Raw genomic sequence first — 26319 nt, 5'->3', positions numbered from 1 at the left:
TTTATTTTTGAGGGGATATTCCATGTTGTGGATCAAGGCTTTTCACATTATTGCCATGGTATGTTGGTTTGCCGCGCTGTTTTATTTACCGCGTCTTTTCGTCTACCACGTAGATGCCACCGACGCCCTTAGCCGCGATCGTTTCTGCATCATGGAACGGCGACTGTATCGGGGGATCGCCATTCCGGCCATGCTCGCCACCGTCGGCCTGGGTATTTGGCTGTACAGCTTGAATCCCAGCTACTACACCTCAGCCGGCTGGATGCACGCGAAACTCACCTTCGTTGTATTGCTCCTGGCCTATCATCATATGTGTGGCGCCTACGTTCGTAAGTTCGCCCAGGGCACCAATACCCGCAGCGGGCGTTACTTCCGTATCTTTAATGAGGTTCCAACAGTGGCTCTATTCGCCATTGTAATTTTGGCCGTCGTGAAGCCATTTTAATTTGGCGCAAAATCATTCTTTGTGTGGGGCTTACAGGAACTAAAATTAGGCGCACAGCAATTGGCAGTCATGTAGATCTTTTATGGATACACCGCAGCCCATTATTTTGACCGTCACCCACCACGACCCCAGTGGCAGCGCAGGAATAGGCGCAGATACAGAAACGGCCGTCAGTTTAGGATGCCACGCAGCCTCCGTCGTCTCCGCCATTAGCGTCTGCAATACCGGGGAACTGCTCGGCGTGGCGCCAGTGGATGACAGCCTTTTAATTGAGCAGGCCCGCACGGTCCTTGAGGATATGCCGATAGCCGCTATCAAGGTTGGCTATCTCGGTTCGGTGGAAAATGTGCGGGCATTGCACAGCGTGCTGCGCGACTACCCGGACGTTCCAGTCATTATCGATCCAGATGCCACCCTGGCCGATAAAGAGAGTGTACTGGCCCCGCCTCTTTGGGAGGCCATGACCTCTCTGTTATTGCCATATGCCACCATGGTCTGCCCCAACCGCCGTGAGGCGCGCGCCATGGCAGTAGAGGCCGACACCCATGATGCTATGGCCCAGGAATTGTTGGAAAGCGGTTGTCGCTACCTGCTACTCACCGGAGTACCGCATGAGCAACAACTGCAGAATCGCCTCTACGATGAACGCGGCCTGATCCGTGAATTCCACTGGGAGCGGTTGCCACCTGCAGCCTATGGGGTCTGCGGCACCCTCGCCACCGCCATCGCCTGTCATATCGCCCACGGCCTGACCATCACCGAGACAGTGAGCCGCAGCCAGCAATACGCCTGGAGCGCCATCCGCGACAGCCGTCGTCTGGGGATGGGACGGCCGATTCCCAACCGCTTATTCTGGTGTGAACGCTAGGGCACTTCCCTCCTCATTGCACAATAGGATCCGCACCGACACTAAGGTCGGTGCGACTTACCAGCCAGCCTCCCCTACTGCACCCTGACTCTTCACGCATTGTCCTTAGAGCTTCACACCCTGATAATGGCCGCTGACTCTTGGCCTTTTTCGCAATTTCTGAATGAATTCTATGAGTAAATCCGAGCAGCTCTTTGCTGAAGCCCAGCAATTTATCCCCGGCGGCGTTAACTCACCGGTGCGCGCTTTCCGCGCTGTGGGCGGCACCCCTCTGTTTATCCGTCGCGCCGAAGGCGCCTACCTCTTCGATGCGGACGATAAGCGTTATATCGACTATGTACAGTCCTGGGGCCCGATGGTGCTGGGTCATGCACACCCGGAAGTGATTGAATCGGTTGTGGAGCAGGCCCAGTCAGGCCTCAGCTTCGGTGCCCCCACCGAGCTGGAAACCGAGCTTGCCGAAGAGCTCTGCCGCCTGTGGCCTAATATGGACCTGGTGCGCTTCGTCAACTCCGGTACCGAAGCCACCATGAGCGCTATCCGCCTCGCTCGCGGCTTCACCGGGCGAGATAAAATTGTGAAGTTTGAGGGCTGCTACCACGGTCATTCCGACTCACTACTGGTCAAAGCCGGCTCCGGAGCCCTAACCATGGGCGTGCCCTCCTCTCCCGGTGTTCCTGCCGCCCTGGCCGACCACACGATTACCCTGAGCTATAACGATGCTGACGGCGTGCGCGCCTGCTTCGATGAAATTGGCGACCAAATTTCCTGTATTATCGTGGAACCCGTTGCCGGCAATATGAACTGTATTCCTCCAGTCCCCGGTTTCCTCGAGACATTGCGCGAAGTCTGCGACCAGCACGGTGCCCTGCTGATTCTCGACGAAGTAATGACGGGCTTCCGTGTAAGCCTTACCGGAGCCCAGGGCCACTTCGGTATCGAGGCGGACCTGACCACCCTAGGTAAGGTTATCGGCGGAGGCATGCCGGTAGGCGCCTTCGGTGGAAAACGCGAAATTATGGAGCAAATCGCCCCCCTGGGACCGGTTTATCAGGCCGGCACTTTATCCGGCAATCCCGTGGCCATGGTTGCGGGCCTAGAAACTTTACGTTTAGTGGAGGAAGCCGGCTTCTATGAGCCTTTAGTAGCCAGAACAGATCGTCTGGTAGAAGGTATCTTGGCCGCAGGTAAAAAGGCCGGTATTCCCATCACCGCCAATAAAGCCGGCAGTATGTTCGGATTCTTCTTTACCGAAGAACCCCAAGTCACCAATTACCAGCAGGTAATGGCCTGTAATAACGAGCGCTTTAATCAATTCTTCCACGGAATGCTTGAGGAAGGCGTATACCTGGCACCCGCTTCCTATGAAGCCGGGTTTATGTCCGCCGCCCATAGCGACGAGGATATCGAAGAGACTATCGCTGCCGCAGAACGCGTCTTCGCCCGGCTCGACTAGCCCTTCTCTCTCAGGCATCCATCGCAGGGTGGGTGCCTGTACGCTCTCCCAGTATCACAACGGCCCCCAAGCACTCTAGATCAACGCTTTGTCGCAGAAACGTTGTTCTTTTGTTATTAGTGATCAAAAATGTATACAAAATTAAAAAGGTATACATTTTGAGAAGCTTGCTTTCCGATACTAGCCTGTCCACGATCAGCGCTGGCTTTATCGCCGTCCTAGTCGCCGTAACTAGCTCCGCAGCCATTGTGTTTGAAGCAGCCCGTACAGCCGGCGCAGACGAAGCGATGATTGCTTCCTGGATCGGCGCTTTGGGGTTGGGGATGGGGCTCTCCGGTATCTTCTTCTCCTGGTATTACCGCGCACCGATTGTTACCGCCTGGTCGACCCCGGGCGCAGCATTACTAGCAACCAGTCTCAGCGGTATCCCAATTGCCGAGGCCATCGGTGCATTTTTTTTCAGCGCTATGCTGACCCTTGTCGTAGGCCTCTCCGGAGCCTTCGAACGAGTAGCCAGGCTAGTACCCGGCCCAATTGCCGGCGCCATGCTAGCGGGCATATTGCTCCAGTTCGGCCTCGCTACTTTCACCTCATTGCAATCCCAGCCTGTACTAGTGGGTGCCATGTTGTTGGCCTATTTCATCGGGCGGCGCTGGATACCCCGTTACGCCATTATTTTGGTACTCGCTTGTGGGGTGGCTGTCTGCTGGAAACTGCAATTGTTCGCCCCTGACCAGATTCACTGGCAGGCTGCGAAGCCCATTTGGGTTACACCGGAATTCAAACTCTCAACCCTAATCAGCGTCGGCATCCCGTTGTTTATCGTCACAATGACTTCTCAATATCTCCCAGGGGCTGCAACCCTGGCCGCCAGTGGTTACCAACGAGTGCCAGTTTCTCCACTGATCAGCGGAACAGGATTAACCAACCTGCTTCTCACTCCTTTCGGCGGCTTCACCCTGACCCTGGCGTCGATTACCGGGGCAATTTGTACCGGACCCGAAGCACACCCCAACCCAGACAAACGCTATACGGCCGGGATTGCCGCGGGCTTCTTCTATCTTCTGGTAGGATTATCCGGCGCCACCGTAGTGGCATTATTCAGTAATTTCCCCAAGGCACTCATAGCCGGCCTGGCTGGCCTGGCGCTGCTTGGGACACTAGGCAACTGCCTAGCGAGTGCTACCGCAGATACAGAAAACCGTGAGGCGGCGCTAATCACCTTTCTTGTCAGCGCTTCAGGCATCAGCTTCTTGGGCATAGGCGCTGCTTTTTGGGGCCTGGTCGGCGGACTGGGCTGTTATTGGTTTTTCAAACAGGATAATAAATAAAGGCTAAAGGAAATTATACGATGGAACCTTAGCGGATAAGCATCGGGGTATTTCCTCGTTAGCCTAATAAAAATGGAGATGATGCTAATTCTCACAATGTTGATGTGGCCGAAATCACAGCAAGGCCATCCAATTAGCAAGGAGGTTTCCACATCTAAAACGTAGACAGAAGAACGAGGTACTCAGCACATCAATGAGCGAGACGTGGGGCAAACTTGTGGTGATGGCCGACACAAAACTCGGCTGCCCATGCATATGGGCCACTCAATTATCTCCGATTCTACTTTGATAACGAGTTCATTTAACTAGAGACTACCCGCGCCAGTGGCAGGGAAAAAACTGGACCCAGGACATCCATGAGCTGCTTCACACCGTACGAAATTTAGCTCAACGATCACCACACTTTCGAAAACCATCGAATAAGGTATCCGCACGGCAAGCGCCAAATCGATTACTATGCTAAGGACGATTCATCACGATAGGGTGACCACTGAACTCGCCTTGTTGATCTAGAGAGGCCAAGGTGGGGACTGAACTCCAAAAGTTACATATTGCATATCCACTGCTGTCAGTTGGCACATTTTCCGTCCTGTTTAGGTTTTATTCTAAGGACACAAGGAACCAGAAAGAGCTAGTAGACCCATTTTTTGAATGCAGTCCGTATTTTTCCGCAAGTTTTGGTGACTGATACATCAACATTAACTTTATTGATGCAATAAAAAGCGTCTAGTTAATTTAGAGCCAAATAATACAGTAAATGGCATGTGACTATACTTATGAGCCAGGTTGAGTGGTCTGATCCTTTCGTTTCATTATACACCGGAATGCTGCCTCTAAGTGCGCTATCGTGGCCTCATCCATCAGTGTGGAACCACCGAACTTGTTTTCATTTGTGCGGTAGTGGTCCTGAAATAAGGCGTCCCGCCCGAAATACTTCCGGGCTAAGTGATGATTGGACTCGGCGAATTGATCTCGGATCATTGCCGCTGTTATTTCATCCAAGGAGCGGGCAGGCGTATCGTGGCCGGACAAAGACTTCAGCAAATTAGCCGCAACAGAGCGGGTATCCTGCTTTGTCATTCCTAGGGTTCGCCCGGCCCGTGTGCAAGCGAGAATGATAGAGAGTGCTGTGGCGCCGACCCTGTCATTGGCGCGCTCGGCTGGGTTTGTATGCTGAGTAAGCGCTTCTTGGTCAAGGTGCATGGCATTGCAAATCTCACGAACGGAGTCCACGCCCTTTTCGTAGGTAATAACAATCGGCGATTGGAAGGCTTTACCCCAAGCATCCGCAACTTTACAATAATCGTACCTCGGATTCTCTAGCTCTTTCATAACAAAATGGGAGAATGAGTCAACCAGCCCTCCTCCCTTCGCACCTTCACAATACTGGGACTCAAAATAAGTCTCTTGAGGCCGCACAAATAGGATCGGTTGCACATCACAACGCAGACTATTGGCTATCTCAGTAATGTGCGTTGTCATGATGGAGTCGTCTGAGTAGGCGGAGAAAGCTTCACACGAAAGCATGGCGGTTTCCCAGCTTGTTGTGCTTAGCTCATTCTTCAGAGCCTTCCAACTGCCATGTCTAGCTGAGTATCTTGAATCACCGGCAGCCTCCCACGCCAAGTGATGATGAGAACCGCCCGTGCTGCGGCCAGTCTTTGGGTAAAGTAGCCCAAATACCCGCAAAAAGGTGGAATCGTTGGCCGAAAAGAACCTCTGGATTGAACTGGAGCCAGTTTTATGAGTACCAATGTGGACATAGAGGATTTTCATGCCAGTACCTGATTGATCCTATAAGCTATAGACGACCGATTAGATCATAGGCAACGCAAAGCGTCGAGAGTACTGGTAACCAGTGGTATCCATCTTTAGGTTACTCTTCTAGTGTTGCAATTCAGCAATCCCCTCCGCTTCAGCCGATAACCGAATCAGCACCCACCCGGATAACAGACTGTATGGTGAAGAGCTAGTTACAATCCCGCCAACTGCATCTGCTCCTGACGGTACCCTTCAACCTCGAGACTCTTGATATACTCTCTAATTATCTACAATGCTTCACGTAAGCTTGTTACTGCCAACCTGATATGTGACCTATTTATAGAAATTGCCGGTTCACGGAGGCCATATTTTTAATTTTCACCCCGGAACTGCAGATTTCTGCTATGTTTCACCCCCAGAGGTGGTGATTTACCCATAGATTAATTGATCAATACCCACTCCTCATACACCTGCCGTAAATTACCAAGACAATTTGTACCAGACACAAAGCCAACTCAGACAAATGCTATACGGCCGGGATTGCCGAGGGCTTCTTCTATATTCTGGTAGGATTATCCGGCGCCACCGTAGTGTCATTATTCAGTAATTTCCCCTAGGTACTCATAGCCTGACTGGCCTGGCGCTGCTTTTTGGGGCCTAGTCGGTGGACTCGGCTGTTATTGGTTTTTCAAACAGGATAATAAATAAAGGGCCAATGAACCTTTACGAGAAAATCAAAGCCGATTTACAGCGGGGACGTTTTCCCGCAGGCCAGGCATTAAAGCAGGCTGAATTGGCCGAGTTCTACGAGGTCAGTCGTATCCCCATAAGGGACGCCTTGCAGCGGTTGAAAAATGAAGGCTGGCTATCGCCCCACGGCAAGCGGGGTGTCGCTGTACCCGAGTTCGATCCGTTGGAAGTAGAAGATCTGTACCTGATGCGTATGCGCCTGGAACCTCTAATACAGACCCTTGCGCAAAAAAAACTCACCGGGGAAATTCTTGGTCGGGCACGAGACATTCTCGATACCATGGAGGGGAACCCCGACCTCTCAGCCGAGCAGATCGGCAGTCTTAACTGGCAATTTCACGCCACTATCTACCTCGCCGCAGAGCGCCCCACCCTTTTCGCTACTGTGGAGCAGCTGCACAGACAATGTGAGCGCTATATTGGTTACCAATCCCGCAGCCTGGACTACCAAAACACCAGCCAGAAAGAGCATTACGCAATTCTCGAGGCCCTACAACAAAAGAAGGAACAGGAAGCGGCAGCCCTGCTAGCCACGCATATCGAAACCGCCGGCAAGCAATTGGTGTCCTTTCTTCACACCACGCCAAACAGCCTCTAAAGCAAGTTGAGGGAAATCATCGGTGGCGGCAATTTGATATGATGGCCGCCAATTGCGGTCGCGGGATTGCTGCGGCCTTATCGATAGCCGGAGTAATTCCCTATGAGTCAAAATCTCGGCCGCGGAGCCTACCCCAACACCCGCTTGCGCCGCCTGCGCGCGCAGGATTTTTCCCGTCGACTGGTGAGGGAGAATCAGCTCAGCTGCGACGACCTGATCCTGCCCCTGTTTGTCATCGAGGGGCGCAGCGAAACTCAGAGGGTGGCTTCGATGCCCGGTGTCGAGCGCCTCAGTGTGGACCTGTTGGCCAATAAGGCCAAGTCTCTTCAACAGCTCGGTATTCCCGCCGTCGCGCTGTTTCCCGTAGTGGACCCCTCGGTAAAATCCGACTGCGCCAGCGCTGCCCACGATGCCAATGGTCTGGCCCAACGTGCCGTGCGGGAATTGAAGAATGCCGTGCCGGAGTTAGGGGTTATTACCGATGTGGCCCTGGACCCGTTCACCAGCCACGGTCAGGATGGCTTGATGGATCACAGCGGCTATATCGTTAATGATGAGACGGTTGAGGTACTGGTACAGCAGGCACTGTCCCACGCCGCAGCTGGGGCGGATATGGTAGCGCCGTCAGACATGATGGACGGCCGTGTCGGCGCTATTCGTACAGCACTTGAAGGCGCCGGGCACAGCAATACCCTGATCATGTCCTATGCTGCCAAATACGCCTCCGCCTACTACGGCCCCTTCCGCGATGCTGTCGGCTCCGCGAGTAACCTCAAGGGGGGCAGCAAAGCCAGTTACCAGATGGACCCCGCCAATTCCGATGAAGCCTTACACGAGTGCGCCCTAGACCTGCAAGAGGGTGCGGATATGGTGATGGTGAAGCCCGGTATGCCCTATTTGGATATCGTGCGCCGGGTAAAAGAAGAGCTGCGAGTACCCACTTTTGCCTACCAGGTAAGCGGCGAGTACGCCATGCACTGCGCCGCGTTTGAAAATGGCTGGCTGCAGCGCGAGGCAGTAATTCTCGAGTCCCTATTGGCGTTTAAGCGCGCGGGCGCGGACGGAATCCTCACCTATTTTGCCGAGGAGGCCGCACAGCTAGTGCAGGACTGAACCCTTGTAAATTTTGCGCGGCCTGCGCCGCGCCACCGGTTCAGGGCCATTGGTCTTCCAGCGCGGGGCCCACCGGCTGGGCCTCCTCAACGGGGACACCCCGGTAGTCCACCTCTGTGGACTGTCCGCGAGGGAGCTCCAAAGGCTCCAGGCTGGAATCCCCACCCAATGTCTCCGCATCATCACGGCGCAACTGCTCTCGCATTTGATGGCGGCGCTCACTTTCATATTGGCGCCGCTCTGTATCATTGCCCCAACCCGGTGTCATCTGTTCCCTTGGAGCCGCCTCGGAGCGCTCATTGCCAAACAGGTTGCGGAACCAGCGCCAGCGGTCGCGCCCGCGACATTCAGGCGCAGGTTGCAAGTGGGTTTCGTCGGAGAAGGGAATCTCATAGCCGCCCCGACAGTAATCCGGGTCCATAAACTGCCCGCGCGCATTCACCTCTTTGAACTCAACACCCCGCGGTGCCTCGACAGGACCATGCTGATGGGGCAACTTGCGCATGATTTCAGTCCAGATCGGCAGAGCTCCGGTAGAACCGGTTAGACGGGTGCGTACGTTGTCATCGCGCCCGAGCCACACCACGGCGGTAACCTCAGGGGAAAACCCTGCAAACCAGCTGTCACGGTTATTGTTGGTAGTACCCGTCTTACCGGCAAAGGGCACACTACTGGGCAGACGCTTGGCCGACCTGCGCCCGGTGCCTTCGCGCATCGCCTGCTCCAGCCCCCAGCGCAATAGGTAGGCGGGCACCGGATCGACACCGCGATTAGTGCGCGGACGGAAGTGCTGTACCCGCCCTCCCTGTGCATCGGATACTGCCATCAAAGTGCGCGGTTGCACCGTCTCGCCATTATTGGCGATGGTCTGATACATGCCTGCTACCTCAAATGGCGTCATCTCCACTGCGCCTAACAACATTGCAGGCACATGCGGCAGACTGGTATCTACACCCAGACGTCGAATTGTCTGACGCACATTCTGCAGTCCCAGATTGAGCCCCAGATGGGCAGTAGCCAGATTGTAAGACTTGGCCAAGGCGACATAGAGAGGTACCTGACCGTGGGCGAGCTTATCGAAGTTCTGCGGCATCCATACATCGCCATCGGCTTCCTCAATTCGCACTGGCGCATCGTCGATCAAGGTTGCCAGGTTGTACTCTTCGGGACGCTCCAAGGCAGTTAAGAAGACTGCCGGTTTGATCAGAGAACCCACCTGGCGGCGCGCCTCCAGGGCTCGATTGAAGCCGGGATAATCCGGATCGCGGTCTCCCACCATGGCCAACACATTACCCGTGTTGTTATCTAGCAATACCGTGGCAGCCTGAAGAGTATTCGCCTTAATTTTGCGATCTTTCTCCAATTTCTGTACGCCTTGACTGATGGACTCTTCCGCGAGTTTCTGCACCGACGGCGCAAGGGTTGTATAAACCCGCAAACCGGTGGTGCGCAGCTCCTCGTAGGAGTAATAAGGACGCAGCTCTGAGAGCAGGCGCTCGGTAAAGGCCGGGTAGGGATTCTGTGCGGTTACACCGCCTTTCACCACACCCAGTGGTTTGGCGGAGTAGTGCTCGAACTCTGCCTGGGTAATCAGGCCCTGCTCGCGCATCAGTTCCAGAACGGTGTTGCGACGCTTCAATGCGCGCTGGGGATGGCGCCAAGGGTTGTAGTAGGAGGCACCCTTGGCCAGCCCCACTAGCAGGGCGACCTGATGGGGCTCTAGAGTATCCAGCGGCTGTTGGAAATAGAACTCCGATGCCAGGCCAAAGCCATAAATACCTCTGGCTCCCTGCTGGCCTAACCACACCTCATTGATGTACTCCTGCAGGATATAACCCTTGTCGTAGTGAATCTCCATCAATACCGCCATCAAGGCTTCATTGATCTTGCGCTGCAGGCTCGGCTTATGGTCGAAAAAGATATTCTTAACCAGCTGCTGAGTAATGGTTGAGCCGCCCTGCACCAGGCGCCCTGCCTTGATATTCGCCACCATTGCGCGGGCAATACCTCGCGGAGAGATGCCGAAGTGGTTGAGGAAGTCTTGGTCTTCCACCGCTATCAGGGTATTCGCCACCAACGGCGGGATATCCTTGAAACGCACCGGGTTGCGATCGTCTCCGCCCCCCAGCAATGAACCGATATTAGCGGCATCCAGGCGGAACTCGGCGATACGCTGCCCATCTTCATCGCGCAGGTTGTCAATTTCATCGTTACGCAGGCGGAAAGTAACCATAGCCGCCGGCTCACGGCCATCGGCATGAATAAAGTCCCGGCGCCAGACCCGGTAATTCATCCCCTCGTGTGTCCAGGCGCCAGGTTCCGTCAGAGTCTTTTGTTTGCGGTAGTTGAGGGCGGCAAACTCGCTTTCCAGCTCATCCGGGTGCATTGCCATGCCTTCCCGCAGTACCAGAGGGCGCGCAAAAACCCGCGCCGGCAACTGGTACTGGCGGCTATCGAGACGCTCCCGCAGCTGTACGTCGAGGTATGCCATATAGCCGGCAAGGGCCATTGCCCCCACCAGGGCCAGCAGGAATAAGAACTTTAACCAGCGGTAGCGTCTTTTCGGTTTTGACGCTTTACTGCGCCGGCGTTTCGTCGAGGCCATATAAGAGTTTTCCAGCTGCCATCTCGGTACATCTCTAGACAGTGGGGATCTTCAGGAGCCTCATCACTATCACAGGCAGGACACCAGCAGGTGGCAGCTCCGCTGGTATCTTGCCGTAGACGCCTGAACCGGCGCCTTGGGGAACATCCGTGAACCGCCAGAATCCGGGCTGAGTATCCCGGTAGTCATACCACAAGCACACAAAGTACCTGTTCGAGGATTGACCGCAATTGCCTCCTATAAGTTCATATTGAGGCATATGACGCCTTTATAAACGCTGACCGCTTTAAGTCAAACCAACCACCTTGCACTTGCCATAATCACAGCCATAATGCGGCGGAAATCTATACAAATCGCCCGAAAAGGATGGATATGCAGCAATATGATCTCTACGGCATCGGCGCCGCCCTCTTGGACACGGAAATTGAGGTATCCGACAAGGATCTTGCGGAGCTCGGTGTTGAAAAGGGAATTATGACCCTAGTCGACGATGCCCGGCAGAAACAGCTGGTAGACGACCTTCGGGACCACATGATCACCGCCAAACGCGCCTGTGGTGGCTCTGGTGCCAATACAGTTATCGCCGCCAGCTATTTTGGCCTGAACACTTTCTATTCCTGCAAAGTTGCCGCCGACGATAACGGAGATTTCTATCGCAGCAACCTCAGCGCCGCTGGCGTTGACTATCCAACCACTTTGCAGCAAGCAGATGGCGGCACTACCGGTAAGTGCCTGGTAATGATTACCCCCGATGCCGAGCGCAGTATGAATACCTACCTGGGTATCAGCGAGCAACTCTCGGTAGCCGAACTGGATAGCGAAGCCCTGAAAGCCTCCAAGTGGGCCTATATCGAAGGTTATCTGGTCTCCTCCGAAACTGGGCGCCGCGCCGCTATCACTCTGCGTGAACAGGCCCAGCAAGCAGGTGTGAAAACCGCGCTGAGCCTTTCAGACCCGGCAATGGTGCAATTCTTTGGCGAGGGCTTGCGAGAAATGATCGGCGGCGGCGTAGATATGCTGTTCTGCAATCGCGATGAGGCCCTGGGCTTCACCGGCACCGACTCACTGGATGCTGCGGCAGAAGCAATGAGCGATTACTGCCGCAGCTTTGCCATCACTCTGGGCGCCGATGGTGCGCTACTGTGGGATGGCACCAAGCAATACCGAGTTGCCAGCCCGCAGGTGCGCGCAATAGACACCAACGGTGCCGGCGATATGTTCGCAGGCGCATTTCTGTATGCACTCAACCGGGAGATGGGCTTTGCCGAGGCCGGCGAACTCGCCTGCCGCGCCGCCGCCCAGGTGGTCAGCCAATACGGTCCACGACTACAAGCAGAGCAACATCCAGAATTATTGGCAGCGGTTATCTGAAGTCAGCGGTAGAGATTGGGAGCGGCCTTTACCGGCCGCTCAGCTATAAACCCTTAGGGCTCACCAATATCGGGCAATCCCGAAGCGGCAGCAATACCGAAGCCCTGGGCGTAATCCACCCCCATACGACAGAGTTTATCCATCAGTTCGGGGCTCTCGACATACTCGGCGATAGTGCTGATCCCCATACGCTTTGCCAGGTGATCAATGGTACTGACCATCGCGCTGTCGATCTCATCCTCAAGCATATTGCGTACAAAGCTCCCGTCGATTTTGAGGAAGTCCACCGGTAACTGACGCAGGTAAGCCAGCGAAGAAACTCCGCGGCCAAAGTCGTCCAGGGCAAAACTACAACCCGCAGCGCGCAGCTTGTGGATAAAAATCAGAGCCCTTTCAAGGTTGTTGATGGCACTGGTCTCGGTAATCTCAAACTGTACCCTTGAAGGCGTTACACCCTCCTCACTCATTGATGCGAGTACAAAGTCCGCAAACGTATCATCGCCCAAACTGATACCGGAAATATTGATGGCATAGCTGGCCTTAGCAATACCGATCAGTTGCTCCTGGGCCATATAACGGAACACGCGCTGAATAACCCAACGATCTACCTCCTCAATTAGGCCATAGCGCTCCGCCGCGGGTAGGAACAAGCCCGGCGAGATCACACCTCCATCCCGCCCGCGCATGCGTACCAGAATTTCATAGTGATGAATCTGGCGCTCCCCTTTCAGGGAGACCACCGGCTGCCGATAGAGGATCAAGCGATCCTCTCGCAGGGCAGCGTGAATTTCTGCAACCCAAGTGGACTCACGACGCTTTTCCAACGCCTTGCGCGAATCTCCAAACAACTTTATCCGGTTGCGCCCCTGATCCCTGGCTGAGCAGCAGGCATCATTGGCGGTTGCCAGCAGCTGGCTGGCACTGGGAGTGAATCGGTCCACACCCACCACCCCAATTGATATCGCTACACGGCTATCATTACCCTGCCAGTGGAAGCTGAATTCTTGAACAGATTCGCGCAGACGCGCAACCACCCGCCCGCCCTCTTCGAGCGTACAATCCCGTAGCAAAATAGCGAACTCATCACTGCCCACACGCGCGAACAAATCGGCCCCAGATAAACCCTTCTGTAGCAATGCAACCAGTTGCACCAACAACTGGTCACCGGCGACAAAACCCAGCGTGTCGTTGATTACTTTGAATTGATAAACATCCAAGTAAAGGAGTACATGATGCTGACGCTTATCGACGCACTGTGACAGGAGCTTTTGCAATTCGCTCTCGAAATACTGCCGATTGGGTAAGCGGGTTAACGCATCGTGGCTGGTCTGCCAGCTCAGGCGAGTAGACACTCGTCGGGCAGCAGAGGTATCCCGCAAGACCAACACATAATTTTTTAATGTGCCGGCATCCCACAAAGCCATCACCTGCACAGAGACTTCCAGCGGTGGACGATTTTCCCCGAGTCTCCAAATAAAGGCGCGAACCTCCCGCACGCTGGGTACTTCGTGAGAAGGGGAATCTGGTATCAACGCAGGCAATAGGGTGCCCTGATTATCGCGAAGCCGCAGGCCCTCGTTCACAGGCTGACCAGGCAGGAGTCCAACCAGGTCACCACTCATCTCACTGACCAACGGATTGGCATATTGCACAATACCGCGGGGATCGGTGACGATCACTCCATCGGCAATCTCCCCCAGCGCCGCCTCAGCAGCCTGTAGGCTGATCTGCTCACAGGGTTTGAGTTGAGCCTCCAGCTCCCCCAACAAACCGAGGTATTCGGCGGATTGAGTGTCAAATAAGGCCACAGCCACACTCCCAGTGGAAACCGAAATATCCCTGGAAAAGGGTGACTGGCGTAGCCCTTGTAGGGATGTCACCGCAAGAAATGGCTAAAAATAGCCTTATCATCGCCCAAAATCGCCGATTGTATTCAATTATCCAGCCTCCAGCCGGCTCACTTCAGTAGATCCCTAAATTGCACATTCAAAGATTTGCGCGCAAGAATTTTTTCAGTTTCTCATCTTCGAATACCCGCTGCATAGTCGCACTCAGCAGGCCATTTACCCGGCTTTCCACCTCTTCGCGGCTGGGCTTAATCAGATTGCGGTCTTTGCCAGAGGAACTGTAAGTTCCAAAATAGGTGGCATGGCCCACTTTAACCTCCAAGTGAATCTCAGCAGAGGTATCCACCTGGGTGGTGTAAACCTGATTGGGGCTGTTATACGTTAGCTTCACCAACTTCGCCGTCACCTGCACCTCAGGTGCTGAGTCGGTGATACGGAATGACCAATTGGCAAAACCCTGGCTCAACCCTGCGGCGATAGCACTACCTGCATCGTTGGCAATACTCACCTGAGATGTGTCTGCATAGACCCCGCCTAGAGAACCGAGCCCCCCACCGGATAGTTCATTAACACCGCGAACATTGAGGCTATAGCCCGAACCAATGGATTCGGGAGCCACCTGAACCTGTGGATACAATTGGATTTGCAGCGGGCTGTGAGCACACCCAGCCACGACCAGAGCCCCCACCCATAACAATAACTTCTTCATTTTTCTTACCTTTACTTCAACAGGATTTTTTTATCCAGCACCGCCATGATGATGGTGGTGATCTTTTTCAAGTCCATCACGCCCCATGATCGGAACCACGACCTCCAAACTACTTCCGTCGTCAAAAAGCAGGCGTAGGGGCAGTGTATCTCCAGCCTGAAGGCGCACCCCGTGAATCATCAAGTGGATACCACCTGGCATCATCTGTAGTTTCTCTCCAGCGGCAATCGACAGTTTCTCCAGTGGACGCATACGGTTGACGCCCCGCTCACGCTCAGTGGTATGCAAATTGACAGCCCCGTCCCCCCCTCCGGGCAACTCCACCGCAGTCAACTGCAGCGGTTGTTTGCCAGTGTTGTGCAGGGAGAGGTACGCCGCGCTCATAGGTGCTCCCGGCGGAGTCTCTCTGGCATAACCCTCAATCATAAGAGACTGGGTGAGGGCCAAAGCCCCCAAGGTGTACAAAAGGCTGCTGGAAAGCAGAATCCACACAAATACATTTGGCTTTTTCACTGGACCCCTCCACTGGGTTTAATAAGAAGTAAACGCGCGGGACTGCCAATCTTTATATCCCCCCGCACCCGATAACCGGGCACCGCTTCACGCAGCTGCTGGTAAACCCAGCGACCTTCCGCGTCATTACCGGTGACAATTATGACGCGTAGTTGTTCTCTGCGAATACGCTGGGCCACTTGGCGCAGCTGTGTGACCAAATTTTCCGATCTCGCCCGCAGCCCAGCCGCAGGCAGGCCAATAGCCTCTCCCTGTGGTAGATCCAGCTGTGCGCGGCCGCGCTCATGGACTAGCTGTGTACGCACCTCAGCCACCAAAGGATTCCCCGGAGCCAGCATTTCTGCGCGCTGTAGTAGGCCGCCCACTTCAGTAAAAGCACGCCTGCGCAGCGCTTCCCGGGCACGCTCAACGTAGGTGACCACAATTGTTTGAATTCCGGTCTGAGCCTTACGATTTCCAGGGTCCAACTTCTGCACGTTTAGGTAGTAGTCATAGGCACTGGCGCCGGCAGGCTTGGTAAGATGGCCTTTGCGTAGCGCCTGTTCAGCACGCTTTAAGAAGTAAGCCACATTGTTACGCCGCACCTCATTAACGGATGGTTTAGCTTTCAGCGGAGGTGGACTGGGCGCCGGGGGAGGCGGTTGTTGCGAAGCACAGGCACCAAGTAACGCCGCCATCAAGAGGCAGATAGCAAAGCTGTGAAGGCGTTCAAGTGACGGCAAAGCAATTCTCCGCTGTTGTTTTTTTGTACCACTAGCATCGCTATACTGCTGACGCGACTGAACCCCCGTCCGGCGCAGCAGTCAGAACCATGCGCCCGACTATAATGAATTTTTTCATCTATGGCTGTGATGACCAAAAGTTTCAGAAATAATTTCCTCGCACTGCTGGCAATATTGCTATGCCTATCCACAACCAACGCTTTTGCGCAGGCAGAAAGTAATCCTTTTGCGTCTTCTATCGGCCAGCAGCAAAATACCTTCCTGCCAGTAGACGAAGCCTACCGGCAGGACCTACTGCTGAGTGGCAACCAGCTCAGTGCGCTGTTTGAAATAGCTCCAGAGTACTATCTCTATCGCGACAAACTTGCCCTTTACCTTGTAGAAAACGGACAAAAGACCGCAGTTCCACTGAATCTCCCCAGCGGTGAAGTTATCTGGGATGAGTATTTTGAGAAGGAAACCGAGGTCTATCGCGGCCAGCTGGAATTCCCCATTCCCCTCAACGACAGCGCCAATAACTTACAATTAGAACTGCACTATCAGGGCTGCGCCGATGCGGGGCTCTGCTACCCACCAGAGGTACGCCACTATCGCGTGGATATTGGCTCGGGAAGCATCCAGTCTATTGAGGGAGGCCCGCAAAATTCTTCTCCCCAAAATACAGGTGGCAGCTCCTTACCTCAGGGGAGTAACGCCAGCGCCATCACCCTCCCCCTGGCACTACTTTTCGCCTTTGCCGGCGGCCTGCTACTCAATCTAATGCCCTGTGTTTTTCCAGTGCTTTCAATCAAACTGCTGGCAGTTAGCCAGACAGCACAGAATGCCAATCAACGTCACCATCACGGCTGGGCCTACTCCGCCGGTGTTGTACTCAGCTTTGTCGCCATAGCCGCCACCATGCTGGCATTGCGCGCCGGCGGTGAGGCGATAGGTTGGGGGTTCCAGCTACAGTCTCCCTGGTTGGTAGCCGCATTGGCCTACCTGTTCTTTATCATGGGGCTCAGCTTGTCCGGTGTCACAGAAATCGGCAGCAGCCTGATGGGCGTTGGTAACAATTTAAGTAACAGTCAGGGGTTGCGCGGCTCCTTTACCTCCGGCGCCCTGGCCACACTCGTGGCCAGCCCGTGCACCGCGCCCCTGATGGGCTCGGCGCTGGGCTTTGCAGTCACACAATCTCCAGCCGTGGCGCTCAGTGTTTTTGCCGCCCTTGGCGCCGGTATGGCCGCCCCCTTCCTGCTGCTCACCTATATTCCCGCTTTAGTGGACAAGCTACCACGCCCCGGCCCCTGGATGGATCGCTTAAAGCAACTACTGGCCTTCCCCATGTACTTGACCGCAGTGTGGCTGCTGTGGGTATTGGGACGTCAGACTGGTGGCGATGGTATCGCTCTGGTTCTCAGCGGCGCTGTGGCAATCGCCTTTGCGCTATGGCTTTGGCCCAGCCCTCAGTGGCACTGGCTGCGGGGCTCGCTGGCGGTTGTGGCCCTGAGCTTTGCGCTAATGCTACTGCCACGCCTCAGTACTGCCCCCCAAGCACTTCAACAGACCAGTGACTACTGGCAGCCCTACTCCGCCGAACGGCTCGAGACAGCGCGGAGGGAGGGGCGTCCAGTGCTAACCAATATGACCGCGGCTTGGTGTATTACTTGCTTGGCCAATGAGAAAGTGGTGCTGTCGAGTGATGCTGTGAGCGACGCCATTGAGAGACTAGGGGTAGTAGCTCTTAAAGGGGACTGGACCAATCAGGACCCACATATCAGCGAGCTCCTGGCGAAATACGGCCGTACCAGCGTGCCGCTTTACTTGCTTTACCCCGCCAGTGGTGGCGAGGCCAAAATCCTGCCGCAAATCCTCTCCCGCGAGGAGCTATTGATGGAGCTGGAAGCCGCTGCCGGGAGCGAACTCAGTAGATCCTCTGCCCCTTAAAGGAAACTGCCGCCTTTGTAGCCAATCCCAAGGGTAAAAAGGCCACATTGCGGATATTTTGCGCTAATTTTTAGGCAAATATCGCCGAACTGCCGCTAACTTCGATAAACTGCCCAGCAGGCATGGACAGGGAGTCACTTTTGCGGCACACTCGCCTAAAGCACTCGGGCAAATAGGCCAAAAATTCGAGTTTGCCCGCAAGATAGCCAACTTTAGACCATTTTTTTGGGTTTTTCGGCAACTTTCCCCAGGGCATACTATGGCTAAAATTCTTCTCCTGCACGGCCCCAACCTCAACCTCCTCGGCAGTCGCGAGCCGCATATCTACGGCGCCGCCACCCTTGCGGAAATCAATCAGGCCGCCGAGCGCCAATGTGATGCTGCAGGCCACCAGCTGGAAACCCTCCAGAGCAATAGCGAGTCTGCCTTGGTGGAACGCATCCACTTAGCCGCCAATACCAGCGTGGATTTCATCGTAATCAATCCCGCCGCCTACACCCACACCAGCGTGGCTTTACGAGATGCTTTAGCGGGCGTTGCCATACCGTTTATCGAGTTACACCTTTCCAATCCTCATGCCCGCGAGGCATTTAGGCACCATTCCTATCTATCCGATTTAGCCCGAGGTGTGGTGTGTGGCTTCGGACCACACAGCTACACCCTGGCACTTCAGGCGGCCATACACCAACTGGGTATGGCGTCTCAAAATCAATGAATCAAACCTGCGAGTGAAAGAACTATGGATATCCGCAAAATTAAAAAACTAATTGAGCTGCTCGAAGAATCGGATATCGGCGAGCTGGAAATTAAAGAGGGCGAGGAATCGGTGCGTATCAGCCGCGGGGTCAGCGGTGCAAATCAACCGGTTGCTCCAATTTACACGGCTCCAATGGCCCCGGCACCTGCTCCTGTTGCACCAGCCCAAGCTGCACCAACCCCGGCGGCGGTAGAAAAAGAATCCAAGCCAACGATCAGCGGCCATGCGGTGAAATCCCCGATGGTGGGCACTTTTTACGCAGCTCCCAGCCCCGGCGCCGAGCCCTTCGTCAAAGTTGGCCAGCAGGTTAAAGTCGGCGACGTCGTGTGCATCGTTGAAGCCATGAAAATGATGAACCAGATCGAAGCCGACAAGGCCGGTACCATCGATTCCGTTCTGCTCGAAGATGGCCAGCCGGTAGAGTTCGATCAGCCGCTCGTGACCATCGTCTGAGTGGGGTAAGTCACTATGTTCGACAAAATCCTGATCGCCAACCGCGGTGAAATCGCCCTGCGGATTTTGCGCGCCTGCAAAGAAATGGGCATCGCCACAGTTGCGGTTCACTCTTTGGTGGACCGCAATCTCAAGCATGTACGCCTGGCCGATGAATCTGTCTGTATTGGTCCCAACCCCTCGCCGCAGAGCTACCTGAATATTCCTGCCCTGATTTCCGCTATGGAGATCACCGATGCAGTAGCCGTGCACCCAGGCTACGGCTTCCTCGCAGAAAACGCGGACTTCGCCGAGCAAGTACAAAAAAGCGGCTTCACTTTTATCGGCCCAGACCCGGATGTCATTCGCCTGATGGGTGACAAGGTATCCGCCATCGCCGCCATGAAAAAGGCAGGCGTCCCCACCGTACCCGGCTCCGATGGTCCCCTACCCGAAAATAGCGAGCGCTGCCTAGAAATAGGCGAAAAAGTCGGCTATCCAGTCATTATCAAGGCCGCCGCCGGTGGCGGTGGTCGCGGTATGCGTGTCGTGGAGCGCGCCGAAGACCTGATCAACGCTATCGCTGTTACCAAGTCTGAGGCTCAAGCTGCCTTCGGTGATGGCACCGTATACCTCGAGAAATTTCTGCAGAACCCACGCCACGTCGAAGTCCAGGTAATGTCCGACGGACAGGGTAATGCCATTCACCTAGGGGATCGCGACTGCTCCCTGCAGCGCCGTCACCAAAAGGTACTAGAAGAAGCTCCAGCTCCCGGAATCCCCGATGCCGTGCGTGAACAGGTACACGAATCCTGCGTGCAAGCTTGTATCGATATCGGCTACCGCGGCGCCGGCACTTTCGAGTTCCTCTACGAGAATGAACGCTTCTACTTTATCGAGATGAACACACGTATTCAGGTTGAGCACCCTGTTACTGAAATGGTGACTGGCGTAGACCTGATCAAGGAACAGATTCGTGTCTGTGCTGGAGAGAAGCTCTCTCTCAAGCAGGAGGATATTGTCGTTCGCGGGCACGCCTTTGAGTGCCGTATCAATGCGGAAGATCCCCAGACTTTCTTCCCCAGTCCCGGCAAGGTCAACAACTTTCATATGCCCGGCGGCCTGGGTGTGCGGGTCGATTCGCACCTCTACTCGGGTTATACGGTTCCCCCCAACTACGACTCGATGATCGCCAAGTTGATCACCTACGCCGAGGACCGCGAAACCGCACTGGCACGCATGCGCGTAGCCCTATCTGAGCTGGTTATTGATGGCATCAAGACCAATATCCCCCTGCAGGAGGATCTGGTACGCGATGAGGCCTTTGCCAAGGGTGGCGTCAATATTCACTACCTGGAGAAGAAGTTGGGACTCTAACCCTCGCCAGCCAGGGCAAAGTTGGAGAGAATTGCGGCCACAATACGATGATGCCGAACGCCAGGGATGGCGGCGGACATCGCAAAAGTAGGGTGGCCACTCCACCCAATAGCAGTTACTCACCACGGAATCCCTATGCCCTGGCTACAACTCCGCGTCGACACCGATCGTGCCCAAGCGGACAAAATTGAAAATGCACTGCTTTTTGCCGGTGCCGTATCTGTTACCCTGCAAGACAACGCAGACCAACCCATTCTCGAACCCGGACTCGGCGAAGTACCCCTGTGGGATCAAACACGGGTTACCGGTCTGTTCGATGCCGAGGTCGACACTGCTGTCACCGAGGCCAAAGCAGCTTCCTTCCTTTGCGAACTCCTACCCAATGCCCGCTGGGACCAACTTGAGGATAAAGACTGGGAACGCGAGTGGATGTCTCACTATAAACCCATTCAGTGCGGCGACAACTTGTGGATCTGCCCCAGCTGGTGCGAGCCGCCTCAACCGGAGGCGGTCAACCTGCTACTGGACCCTGGACTCGCCTTCGGCACCGGCACCCACCCCACGACCTACCTGTGCTTGCGTTGGCTGGCACAAGAGCCCTTGCAGGATAAGAGCGCCATCGACTTTGGCTGTGGTTCCGGCATCCTTGGCATCGGCGCCTTGCTACTCGGAGCCAAATGCGCCATGGGGACCGATATCGATCCACAGGCTCTGATTGCCAGTCGCGACAACGCGGTGCGCAACGGCATAGACCCGCAGCGCTTCCCAGTCTATTTGCCAGAACAGATGCCTCAGGAAGCCGCCGATCTCATGCTAGCCAATATCCTTGCCGGCCCATTGGTAGAGCTCTCCAAGCAGCTGATTGCGCTGACCAAAATCGGCGGGCGTATCTGCCTGTCCGGTATCCTCGCCTCCCAGGCCGAACAAGTAAAAACTGCCTACTCAGACCAGATCGATTTCGATGAGGATGCGGAGCACGAGGGTTGGGTACGCCTGAGTGGTACCCGTATTCGCTAAATACGCTAGCCAGTACTACGCGGGGACCGGGCAGACTGATAAACTTGAGCGCAAAATAAACTGCGCCATAGTCGAATGTCTCAACTGGTAACCCGCTGCCCCCATTGCAGCACCTCATTTCACGTTAATGACCAGCAGCTGCGCGCTGCCCGTGGCGCTGTGCGCTGTGGTTCCTGCCTGCAAGTTTTCCGTGCAGATGAGAACATTGTCTTTAATGACAATGGCCCCGACACACGCAGTGATCTGGAAACTCTTCTGGAAGACGATGACTTCCTGATTCATGACGATATCGAGCTGGAAGACGACGATCCGGCGGATGCGGATAAGGCAGCCCCCAACAGCGCCAATGCAAAGCAGCCTCCCATCGATTTTGAAGCCGGGGAACCCGCAGAAGACACCCAGCCCGAAGCACCACCCGCGAATTCCGAGAGCCTCATTGGTGACGCATTTGGCGATAACGAGTGGCAGGAGCTACAAGAAGAAAACCACCACGAGGAAGCCCAGGAGGAAGACCTAGAGTCGGTACTCAAACCGGATTGGGACGATGTACCCGACTTCGATAACAGTACTACAGGCAATAGGGTTGACACCGATTATGACAATCGGGACACCACCCATAAAAACGATAGCCTCAATGACCTGGATCCCTGGGAACAGCCCCTGGAGGCGCAAACAACTGCCACAGAGCCCAGCGATCTAAAATCAACATCCGAGACGCCCCCTAGCTCCGAAGAGATATTCCCTATATCCCAGCCTGAGGCAAGTGGTCAACGCAGGGAGCCTTACTTTGCCACAGAAGCTGAGGACACTCCTGAGCCGCAAGCCGAGCCCGCTCGCGAACAGCTGATCTCCGCCATTCAACCTGCCCCGCTGGAAATGAGCTGGGGTGCGACACCATCGAAGAAAGCGGTGAGCCCCTGGCTGTGGCGACTTCTCCTGCCAGCTTTGGTAATTTTACTGTTGGTTCAAGTGGGCTACTTTCAGTTCGACCGTCTCAGCAAGCAGCAACCATGGCGCAAAATTTACGCTGTAGCCTGCCCACTATTCGGCTGTGCTCTCCCCCCATTACGCGATGCCAGAGCGATCCAGGCCTCCAACCTAATGGTGCGCAGCCATCCCCAGTTGGAGGGCGCTCTGATTGTGGACGCTGTGCTGCTAAATACAGCGCCCTACCCCCAGGCGTTTCCCAATTTGCTGTTAAATTTCAGCGACCTGAAAAATAAAGCGGTAGCGAGTCGCCGCTTTAGTCCCCAAGAGTATTTACAAGGGGAGTTGGCTGGGCGCAAGCTAATGCCCCAGGGCAGCCCTATTCACATTGCCATTGAGGTGGTCGATCCAGGGGCCGAGGCGGTGAACTACGAGATGAAAATCGCTCCTTGAGGAAGGTTTGAGCGCCAAGACATTGGTCACCCTGGCGTGCAAAGCCACTAAAATTGACCACTCTGCAAGCTAAACGCACAGGGATCGATCAATTTGCCCGCTTTTTCGCTTTGCCAACGCCGGGGCAGTCGTTATCATAGGCGGCCTTTTTGCCTGGGCCCAGAACGCCCTTCCAAAGCCCAAACGGAGCTATCGTGTCTATTGCTATAGGCCCCTACATTATCGACAACCCGGTAATCTTGGCGCCAATGGCCGGAGTTACTGATCGCCCCTTCCGTCAACTGTGTCGCCAACTCGGCGCCGGCTTGGTGGTATCGGAGATGGTGACCTCAGACACGCGTCTGTGGAATAGCCGCAAGTCACGACTGCGTCTGGACCACGGTGGTGAGGCAGCTCCCATATCGGTACAAATTGCCGGTGGTGATCCCGAGATGATGGCTCAGGCCGCTCGGGAGAACGTGCGTCGCGGCGCGCAAATCATTGATATAAATATGGGCTGCCCGGCAAAAAAAGTGTGTAAGAAAGCGGCGGGCTCCGCTCTGCTGCGGGATGAAAAGCTGGTTGCGGATATATTACAGGCCGTGGTCCAGTCTGTCTCCGTCCCGGTGACGCTTAAGATCCGCACCGGCTGGTGTACGGATTCCCGTAATGGCGTCACCGTTGCTCAAATGGCCGAGGATGCTGGTATCGCTGCTTTGGCGGTTCACGGTCGCACTCGTGCCTGCGGCTACCACGGACAGGCTGAATTCGATACCATTGCCGATATTGTATCCAGGGTAAGAATCCCAGTTTTTGCCAACGGCGACATAACCAGTGCCGATAGAGCCCGCGAGGTGCTCAATTACACTGGTGCAGCGGCGGTCATGATTGGCCGTGCCGCACAGGGACGACCTTGGATTTTTCGGGAGATAGCCCACTACCTCGCCACCGGCGAGCGGCTGCCCGAACCAACATTGGACGAAGTAAGAAAAATACTGCTCACCCACTTGGGTGAACTGCACCGATTCTACGGTGAGGTGATGGGGGTCCGTATCGCCCGCAAACACGTGGGCTGGTACTTGAAGACACTCGCGGACAGCGAGTCCTTCCGCAAGACCTTTTTCCAAATAGAGAGCGCAGAAGTACAACATGCCAGCGTTCACGAGTGGTTTGAACGCCGAATAACGAGAGGGGCACAAGCGGCATGAATAATGAAGTATTGATTCCGGATACTGGCAGCGAAGAAGTATCCTCCAGGGGGCAGACGCAGCTGGCACAGCCGCAACAACAGTCCCTGCGCGATGCCGTTGAGCACGCGATGGAGAACTATTTCCGCCACCTGGATGGCCAGATGGTTACCGATGTCTATGACATGGTGCTGTCGGAGATCGAAGCGCCCATGCTCGAAGTGGTGATGAAATATACTCGCCACAACCAGACCCGCGCCGCGCAATTACTGGGTCTCAACCGTGGTACTCTGCGCAAGAAGCTGAAGCGCTACGGCCTGCTGTAAGCTTCCCACCGAGAGAAATTCTGAAGGGGGATGAGGTAACTCATCCCCCTTCGCTATTTTCCCGGCAGCAATTTTATTCGTTGCCACAGAGAACAACCCGCATAAACCCTTTAAACATCTTTCCGAAAACCAGTTGGATCTAGTGCAATGACAGACAAGGTTTCCATCCGCCGCGCTTTAATTAGTGTCTCTGACAAGAGTGGCATCGTAGAGTTCGCCCAACAGCTCTCCGCAATGGGCGTAGAAATCCTCTCCACCGGTGGCACCCACCGCCAGCTCAAAGAAGCCGGAATTCCAGTCGTAGAAGTTTCCGACTATACCGGCTTCCCCGAGATGATGGACGGTCGCGTCAAGACCCTGCATCCGAAGGTACACGGCGGTATTCTGGGGCGCCGAGGCACCGATGACGCCATCATGGGCGAGCACGGTATCACCCCCATCGATATGGTTGTGGTCAACCTCTACCCTTTCGCTCAAACCGTAGCCAAGCCTAACTGTTCCCTTGAGGACGCTATCGAGAATATCGATATTGGCGGCCCCACCATGGTTCGCGCAGCGGCGAAGAACCACAAAGATGTCACTATCGTGGTCAATGCCAGCGATTACGGCAGCATCATCGAGGAAATGAAAGCTAACGACGGTGCACTGAGCCACGCCAGCCGCTTTGACCTGGCGGTAAAAGCCTTCGAGCACACGGCGGGCTATGACGGCGCTATCGCCAACTACCTGGGTGCCATTAAAGGCGAGGAAAAGCAGCTGTTCCCGCGCACCTACAACAGCCAATTTATCAAGAAACTGGATCTGCGCTACGGTGAGAACCCGCACCAGAAATCCGCTTTCTACACCGAAGCCAACCCGGCTGAGGCCAGCATTTCCACTGCCACCCAGCTGCAGGGTAAAGAGCTGTCCTACAACAATATCGCCGATACCGATGCCGCATTGGAGTGTGTTAAGTCCTTCGAGCAACCCGCTTGCGTGATCGTTAAACATGCCAATCCCTGTGGTGTGGCAATTGCTGAAGATATTCACAAGGCCTACGACCTGGCTTTCGCCACCGACAGCGAATCCGCCTTTGGCGGTATCATCGCCTTCAACCGCGAACTGGATGGCGCCACTGCCCGCGCGATCGTCGAGCGACAGTTTGTTGAAGTCATCATCGCACCGTCAGTCTCCGAAGAGGCCAAACAGGCCGTTGCTGAGAAGAAGAATCTGCGCTTGCTGGTATGCGGCCAGTGGAGCAACGAGCGCACCCCGGCACTGGACTACAAGCGCGTTAATGGCGGCCTGCTGGTTCAGGACCGCGACGACGGCCTGATCACCGCTGCCAACCTGAAAGTAGTCTCCAAGCGCCAGCCCACTGAAGAAGAAATCCGCGATCTGTTGTTTACCTGGAAAGTAGCCAAGTTTGTAAAATCCAATGCCATCGTATACGGCAAAGACGGTCGCACTGTCGGTGTAGGCGCAGGCCAGATGAGCCGTGTAAACTCCGCGCGTATCGCCGCCATCAAGGCCGAGCATGCCGGCCTCGCCATTGCAGGGTCCGTGATGGCCTCCGACGCTTTCTTCCCCTTCCGCGATGGTATTGATAACGCCGCCGCTGTCGGCATCCAGGCGGTTATCCAGCCTGGTGGCTCCATGCGCGATGAGGAAGTGATCGCCGCAGCCGATGAGCACAATATGGCCATGGTCTTTACCGGCATGCGCCACTTCCGCCACTAAACCGGCACTCTCCACGAAGCACTCTCTCGCTTCAAGGAGACTCGTGACAGTGACGCATCCTCTGCGTCACTGTTATCGAGTAGTTCCCAGCGCCCACTATCAAAGAGGCGCCTATTGCAGGCGTGTAACA

General features: G+C 55.2%; 23 protein-coding genes. 17 read left to right on the top strand and 6 right to left on the bottom strand.

Annotated features, from left to right (window positions below):
* Window positions 1-22 precede the first annotated feature (22 nt).
* The 4 genes from hemJ (at window position 23) to ACJJI0_RS17945 (ending at window position 4100) form a co-directional block, all read left to right on the top strand.
* On the top strand, window positions 23-445 hold the full coding sequence (gene hemJ, locus ACJJI0_RS17960; protein WP_252084389.1) for a protoporphyrinogen oxidase HemJ: 423 nt from the start codon (window positions 23-25) through the stop codon (window positions 443-445).
* A gap of 82 nt (window positions 446-527) precedes the next feature.
* Window positions 528-1313, top strand: a complete 786-nt coding sequence (gene thiD / locus ACJJI0_RS17955) for a bifunctional hydroxymethylpyrimidine kinase/phosphomethylpyrimidine kinase (RefSeq protein ID WP_252084388.1) — start codon at window positions 528-530, stop codon at window positions 1311-1313.
* Between the two features lie 172 nt (window positions 1314-1485).
* Window positions 1486-2769, top strand: a complete 1284-nt coding sequence (hemL, locus tag ACJJI0_RS17950; RefSeq protein WP_444883667.1) for a glutamate-1-semialdehyde 2,1-aminomutase — start codon at window positions 1486-1488, stop codon at window positions 2767-2769.
* Between the two features lie 158 nt (window positions 2770-2927).
* Window positions 2928-4100: a benzoate/H(+) symporter BenE family transporter gene (locus tag ACJJI0_RS17945; RefSeq protein WP_444883666.1), complete on the top strand. Its 1173-nt coding sequence runs from the start codon at window positions 2928-2930 to the stop codon at window positions 4098-4100.
* 774 nt (window positions 4101-4874) lie between these two features.
* Here the strand turns inward: ACJJI0_RS17945 and ACJJI0_RS17940 are convergent.
* A complete protein-coding gene (locus ACJJI0_RS17940; RefSeq protein WP_444883665.1) occupies window positions 4875-5876 on the bottom strand; it encodes a hypothetical protein in 1002 nt (333 codons plus the stop codon).
* A gap of 464 nt (window positions 5877-6340) precedes the next feature.
* On the opposite strand from ACJJI0_RS17940, the gene ACJJI0_RS17935 reads away from it, so the two are divergent.
* From ACJJI0_RS17935 to hemB, 3 genes are all read left to right on the top strand, one after another.
* Window positions 6341-6478: a benzoate/H(+) symporter BenE family transporter gene (locus ACJJI0_RS17935; protein ID WP_444885952.1), complete on the top strand. Its 138-nt coding sequence runs from the start codon at window positions 6341-6343 to the stop codon at window positions 6476-6478.
* A 98-nt stretch (window positions 6479-6576) separates the two neighbouring features.
* Window positions 6577-7209, top strand: a complete 633-nt coding sequence (locus ACJJI0_RS17930) for a GntR family transcriptional regulator (RefSeq protein WP_444883664.1) — start codon at window positions 6577-6579, stop codon at window positions 7207-7209.
* 102 nt (window positions 7210-7311) lie between these two features.
* Window positions 7312-8322, top strand: a complete 1011-nt coding sequence (gene hemB, locus ACJJI0_RS17925) for a porphobilinogen synthase (RefSeq protein ID WP_444883663.1) — start codon at window positions 7312-7314, stop codon at window positions 8320-8322.
* 40 nt (window positions 8323-8362) lie between these two features.
* Here hemB and mrcB read toward each other — a convergent pair whose 3' ends face one another.
* A complete protein-coding gene (gene mrcB, locus ACJJI0_RS17920; protein WP_444883662.1) occupies window positions 8363-10927 on the bottom strand; it encodes a penicillin-binding protein 1B in 2565 nt (854 codons plus the stop codon).
* Window positions 10928-11299: 372 nt separating this feature from the next.
* Between mrcB and ACJJI0_RS17915 the strand changes: the two genes are divergently transcribed.
* Window positions 11300-12298 (top strand): adenosine kinase, encoded by a 999-nt coding sequence (locus ACJJI0_RS17915; RefSeq protein ID WP_252084382.1) that lies wholly within the window; start codon window positions 11300-11302, stop codon window positions 12296-12298.
* 53 nt (window positions 12299-12351) lie between these two features.
* Here the strand turns inward: ACJJI0_RS17915 and ACJJI0_RS17910 are convergent, their stop codons facing one another.
* The 4 genes from ACJJI0_RS17910 to ACJJI0_RS17895 form a co-directional block, all read right to left on the bottom strand.
* Window positions 12352-14106, bottom strand: coding sequence for an EAL domain-containing protein (locus ACJJI0_RS17910; protein WP_444883661.1), 1755 nt, complete (start codon window positions 14104-14106; stop codon window positions 12352-12354).
* Between the two features lie 178 nt (window positions 14107-14284).
* Window positions 14285-14854: a YajG family lipoprotein gene (locus ACJJI0_RS17905; RefSeq protein ID WP_444883660.1), complete on the bottom strand. Its 570-nt coding sequence runs from the start codon at window positions 14852-14854 to the stop codon at window positions 14285-14287.
* 30 nt (window positions 14855-14884) lie between these two features.
* Window positions 14885-15367 (bottom strand): copper chaperone PCu(A)C, encoded by a 483-nt coding sequence (locus tag ACJJI0_RS17900; RefSeq protein WP_444883659.1) that lies wholly within the window; start codon window positions 15365-15367, stop codon window positions 14885-14887.
* Entirely contained in the window at window positions 15364-16089 is a 726-nt protein-coding gene (locus ACJJI0_RS17895; RefSeq protein ID WP_444883658.1) for an N-acetylglucosaminyltransferase, read from the bottom strand. The genes ACJJI0_RS17900 and ACJJI0_RS17895 overlap by 4 nt, the downstream gene beginning before the upstream one ends.
* A 129-nt stretch (window positions 16090-16218) precedes the next feature.
* Between ACJJI0_RS17895 and ACJJI0_RS17890 the strand changes: the two genes are divergently transcribed.
* The 9 genes from ACJJI0_RS17890 (at window position 16219) to purH (ending at window position 26189) form a co-directional block, all read left to right on the top strand.
* Complete coding sequence (locus tag ACJJI0_RS17890) at window positions 16219-18015, top strand: protein-disulfide reductase DsbD family protein (protein ID WP_444883657.1); 1797 nt, start codon at window positions 16219-16221, stop codon at window positions 18013-18015.
* 259 nt (window positions 18016-18274) lie between these two features.
* Complete coding sequence (gene aroQ, locus ACJJI0_RS17885) at window positions 18275-18730, top strand: type II 3-dehydroquinate dehydratase (RefSeq protein WP_444883656.1); 456 nt, start codon at window positions 18275-18277, stop codon at window positions 18728-18730.
* A 24-nt stretch (window positions 18731-18754) separates the two neighbouring features.
* Window positions 18755-19225, top strand: a complete 471-nt coding sequence (gene accB, locus ACJJI0_RS17880) for an acetyl-CoA carboxylase biotin carboxyl carrier protein (protein WP_444883655.1) — start codon at window positions 18755-18757, stop codon at window positions 19223-19225.
* Window positions 19226-19240: 15 nt separating this feature from the next.
* Complete coding sequence (accC, locus tag ACJJI0_RS17875; protein WP_444883654.1) at window positions 19241-20581, top strand: acetyl-CoA carboxylase biotin carboxylase subunit; 1341 nt, start codon at window positions 19241-19243, stop codon at window positions 20579-20581.
* Window positions 20582-20716: 135 nt separating this feature from the next.
* The gene (prmA, locus tag ACJJI0_RS17870) at window positions 20717-21598 is read left to right on the top strand and encodes a 50S ribosomal protein L11 methyltransferase (RefSeq protein ID WP_444883653.1); all 882 of its coding nucleotides are present in this window, start codon (window positions 20717-20719) and stop codon (window positions 21596-21598) included.
* 75 nt (window positions 21599-21673) lie between these two features.
* Window positions 21674-22978, top strand: coding sequence for a DUF3426 domain-containing protein (locus ACJJI0_RS17865; RefSeq protein ID WP_444883652.1), 1305 nt, complete (start codon window positions 21674-21676; stop codon window positions 22976-22978).
* 248 nt (window positions 22979-23226) lie between these two features.
* The gene (dusB, locus tag ACJJI0_RS17860) at window positions 23227-24165 is read left to right on the top strand and encodes a tRNA dihydrouridine synthase DusB (protein WP_444885951.1); all 939 of its coding nucleotides are present in this window, start codon (window positions 23227-23229) and stop codon (window positions 24163-24165) included.
* Window positions 24162-24470, top strand: a complete 309-nt coding sequence (gene fis / locus ACJJI0_RS17855; RefSeq protein ID WP_152451046.1) for a DNA-binding transcriptional regulator Fis — start codon at window positions 24162-24164, stop codon at window positions 24468-24470. The genes dusB and fis overlap by 4 nt, the downstream gene beginning before the upstream one ends.
* A gap of 147 nt (window positions 24471-24617) precedes the next feature.
* Window positions 24618-26189 carry a bifunctional phosphoribosylaminoimidazolecarboxamide formyltransferase/IMP cyclohydrolase gene (gene purH / locus ACJJI0_RS17850; protein WP_444883651.1) on the top strand — a complete coding sequence of 524 codons (1572 nt, stop codon included), beginning with the start codon at window positions 24618-24620 and terminating at the stop codon, window positions 26187-26189.
* Window positions 26190-26319 lie beyond the last annotated feature (130 nt).

Source organism: Microbulbifer mixtoriginis (SeqCode) (assembly GCF_052466695.1).
This window is presented reverse-complemented; position numbering and strand designations above follow the sequence as displayed.

Coding starts and splice junctions, on each gene's coding strand:
- hemJ (WP_252084389.1), top strand. CDS start 23: ATGTTGTGGATCAAGGCTTTTCACATTATTGCCATGGTATGTTGGTTT.
- thiD (WP_252084388.1), top strand. CDS start 528: ATGGATACACCGCAGCCCATTATTTTGACCGTCACCCACCACGACCCC.
- hemL (WP_444883667.1), top strand. CDS start 1,486: ATGAGTAAATCCGAGCAGCTCTTTGCTGAAGCCCAGCAATTTATCCCC.
- ACJJI0_RS17940 (WP_444883665.1), bottom strand. CDS start 5,876: ATGAAAATCCTCTATGTCCACATTGGTACTCATAAAACTGGCTCCAGT.
- ACJJI0_RS17930 (WP_444883664.1), top strand. CDS start 6,577: ATGAACCTTTACGAGAAAATCAAAGCCGATTTACAGCGGGGACGTTTT.
- hemB (WP_444883663.1), top strand. CDS start 7,312: ATGAGTCAAAATCTCGGCCGCGGAGCCTACCCCAACACCCGCTTGCGC.
- mrcB (WP_444883662.1), bottom strand. CDS start 10,927: ATGGCCTCGACGAAACGCCGGCGCAGTAAAGCGTCAAAACCGAAAAGA.
- ACJJI0_RS17915 (WP_252084382.1), top strand. CDS start 11,300: ATGCAGCAATATGATCTCTACGGCATCGGCGCCGCCCTCTTGGACACG.
- ACJJI0_RS17905 (WP_444883660.1), bottom strand. CDS start 14,854: ATGAAGAAGTTATTGTTATGGGTGGGGGCTCTGGTCGTGGCTGGGTGT.
- ACJJI0_RS17890 (WP_444883657.1), top strand. CDS start 16,219: ATGACCAAAAGTTTCAGAAATAATTTCCTCGCACTGCTGGCAATATTG.
- aroQ (WP_444883656.1), top strand. CDS start 18,275: ATGGCTAAAATTCTTCTCCTGCACGGCCCCAACCTCAACCTCCTCGGC.
- accB (WP_444883655.1), top strand. CDS start 18,755: ATGGATATCCGCAAAATTAAAAAACTAATTGAGCTGCTCGAAGAATCG.
- accC (WP_444883654.1), top strand. CDS start 19,241: ATGTTCGACAAAATCCTGATCGCCAACCGCGGTGAAATCGCCCTGCGG.
- prmA (WP_444883653.1), top strand. CDS start 20,717: ATGCCCTGGCTACAACTCCGCGTCGACACCGATCGTGCCCAAGCGGAC.
- ACJJI0_RS17865 (WP_444883652.1), top strand. CDS start 21,674: ATGTCTCAACTGGTAACCCGCTGCCCCCATTGCAGCACCTCATTTCAC.
- dusB (WP_444885951.1), top strand. CDS start 23,227: ATGGCCGGAGTTACTGATCGCCCCTTCCGTCAACTGTGTCGCCAACTC.
- fis (WP_152451046.1), top strand. CDS start 24,162: ATGAATAATGAAGTATTGATTCCGGATACTGGCAGCGAAGAAGTATCC.
- purH (WP_444883651.1), top strand. CDS start 24,618: ATGACAGACAAGGTTTCCATCCGCCGCGCTTTAATTAGTGTCTCTGAC.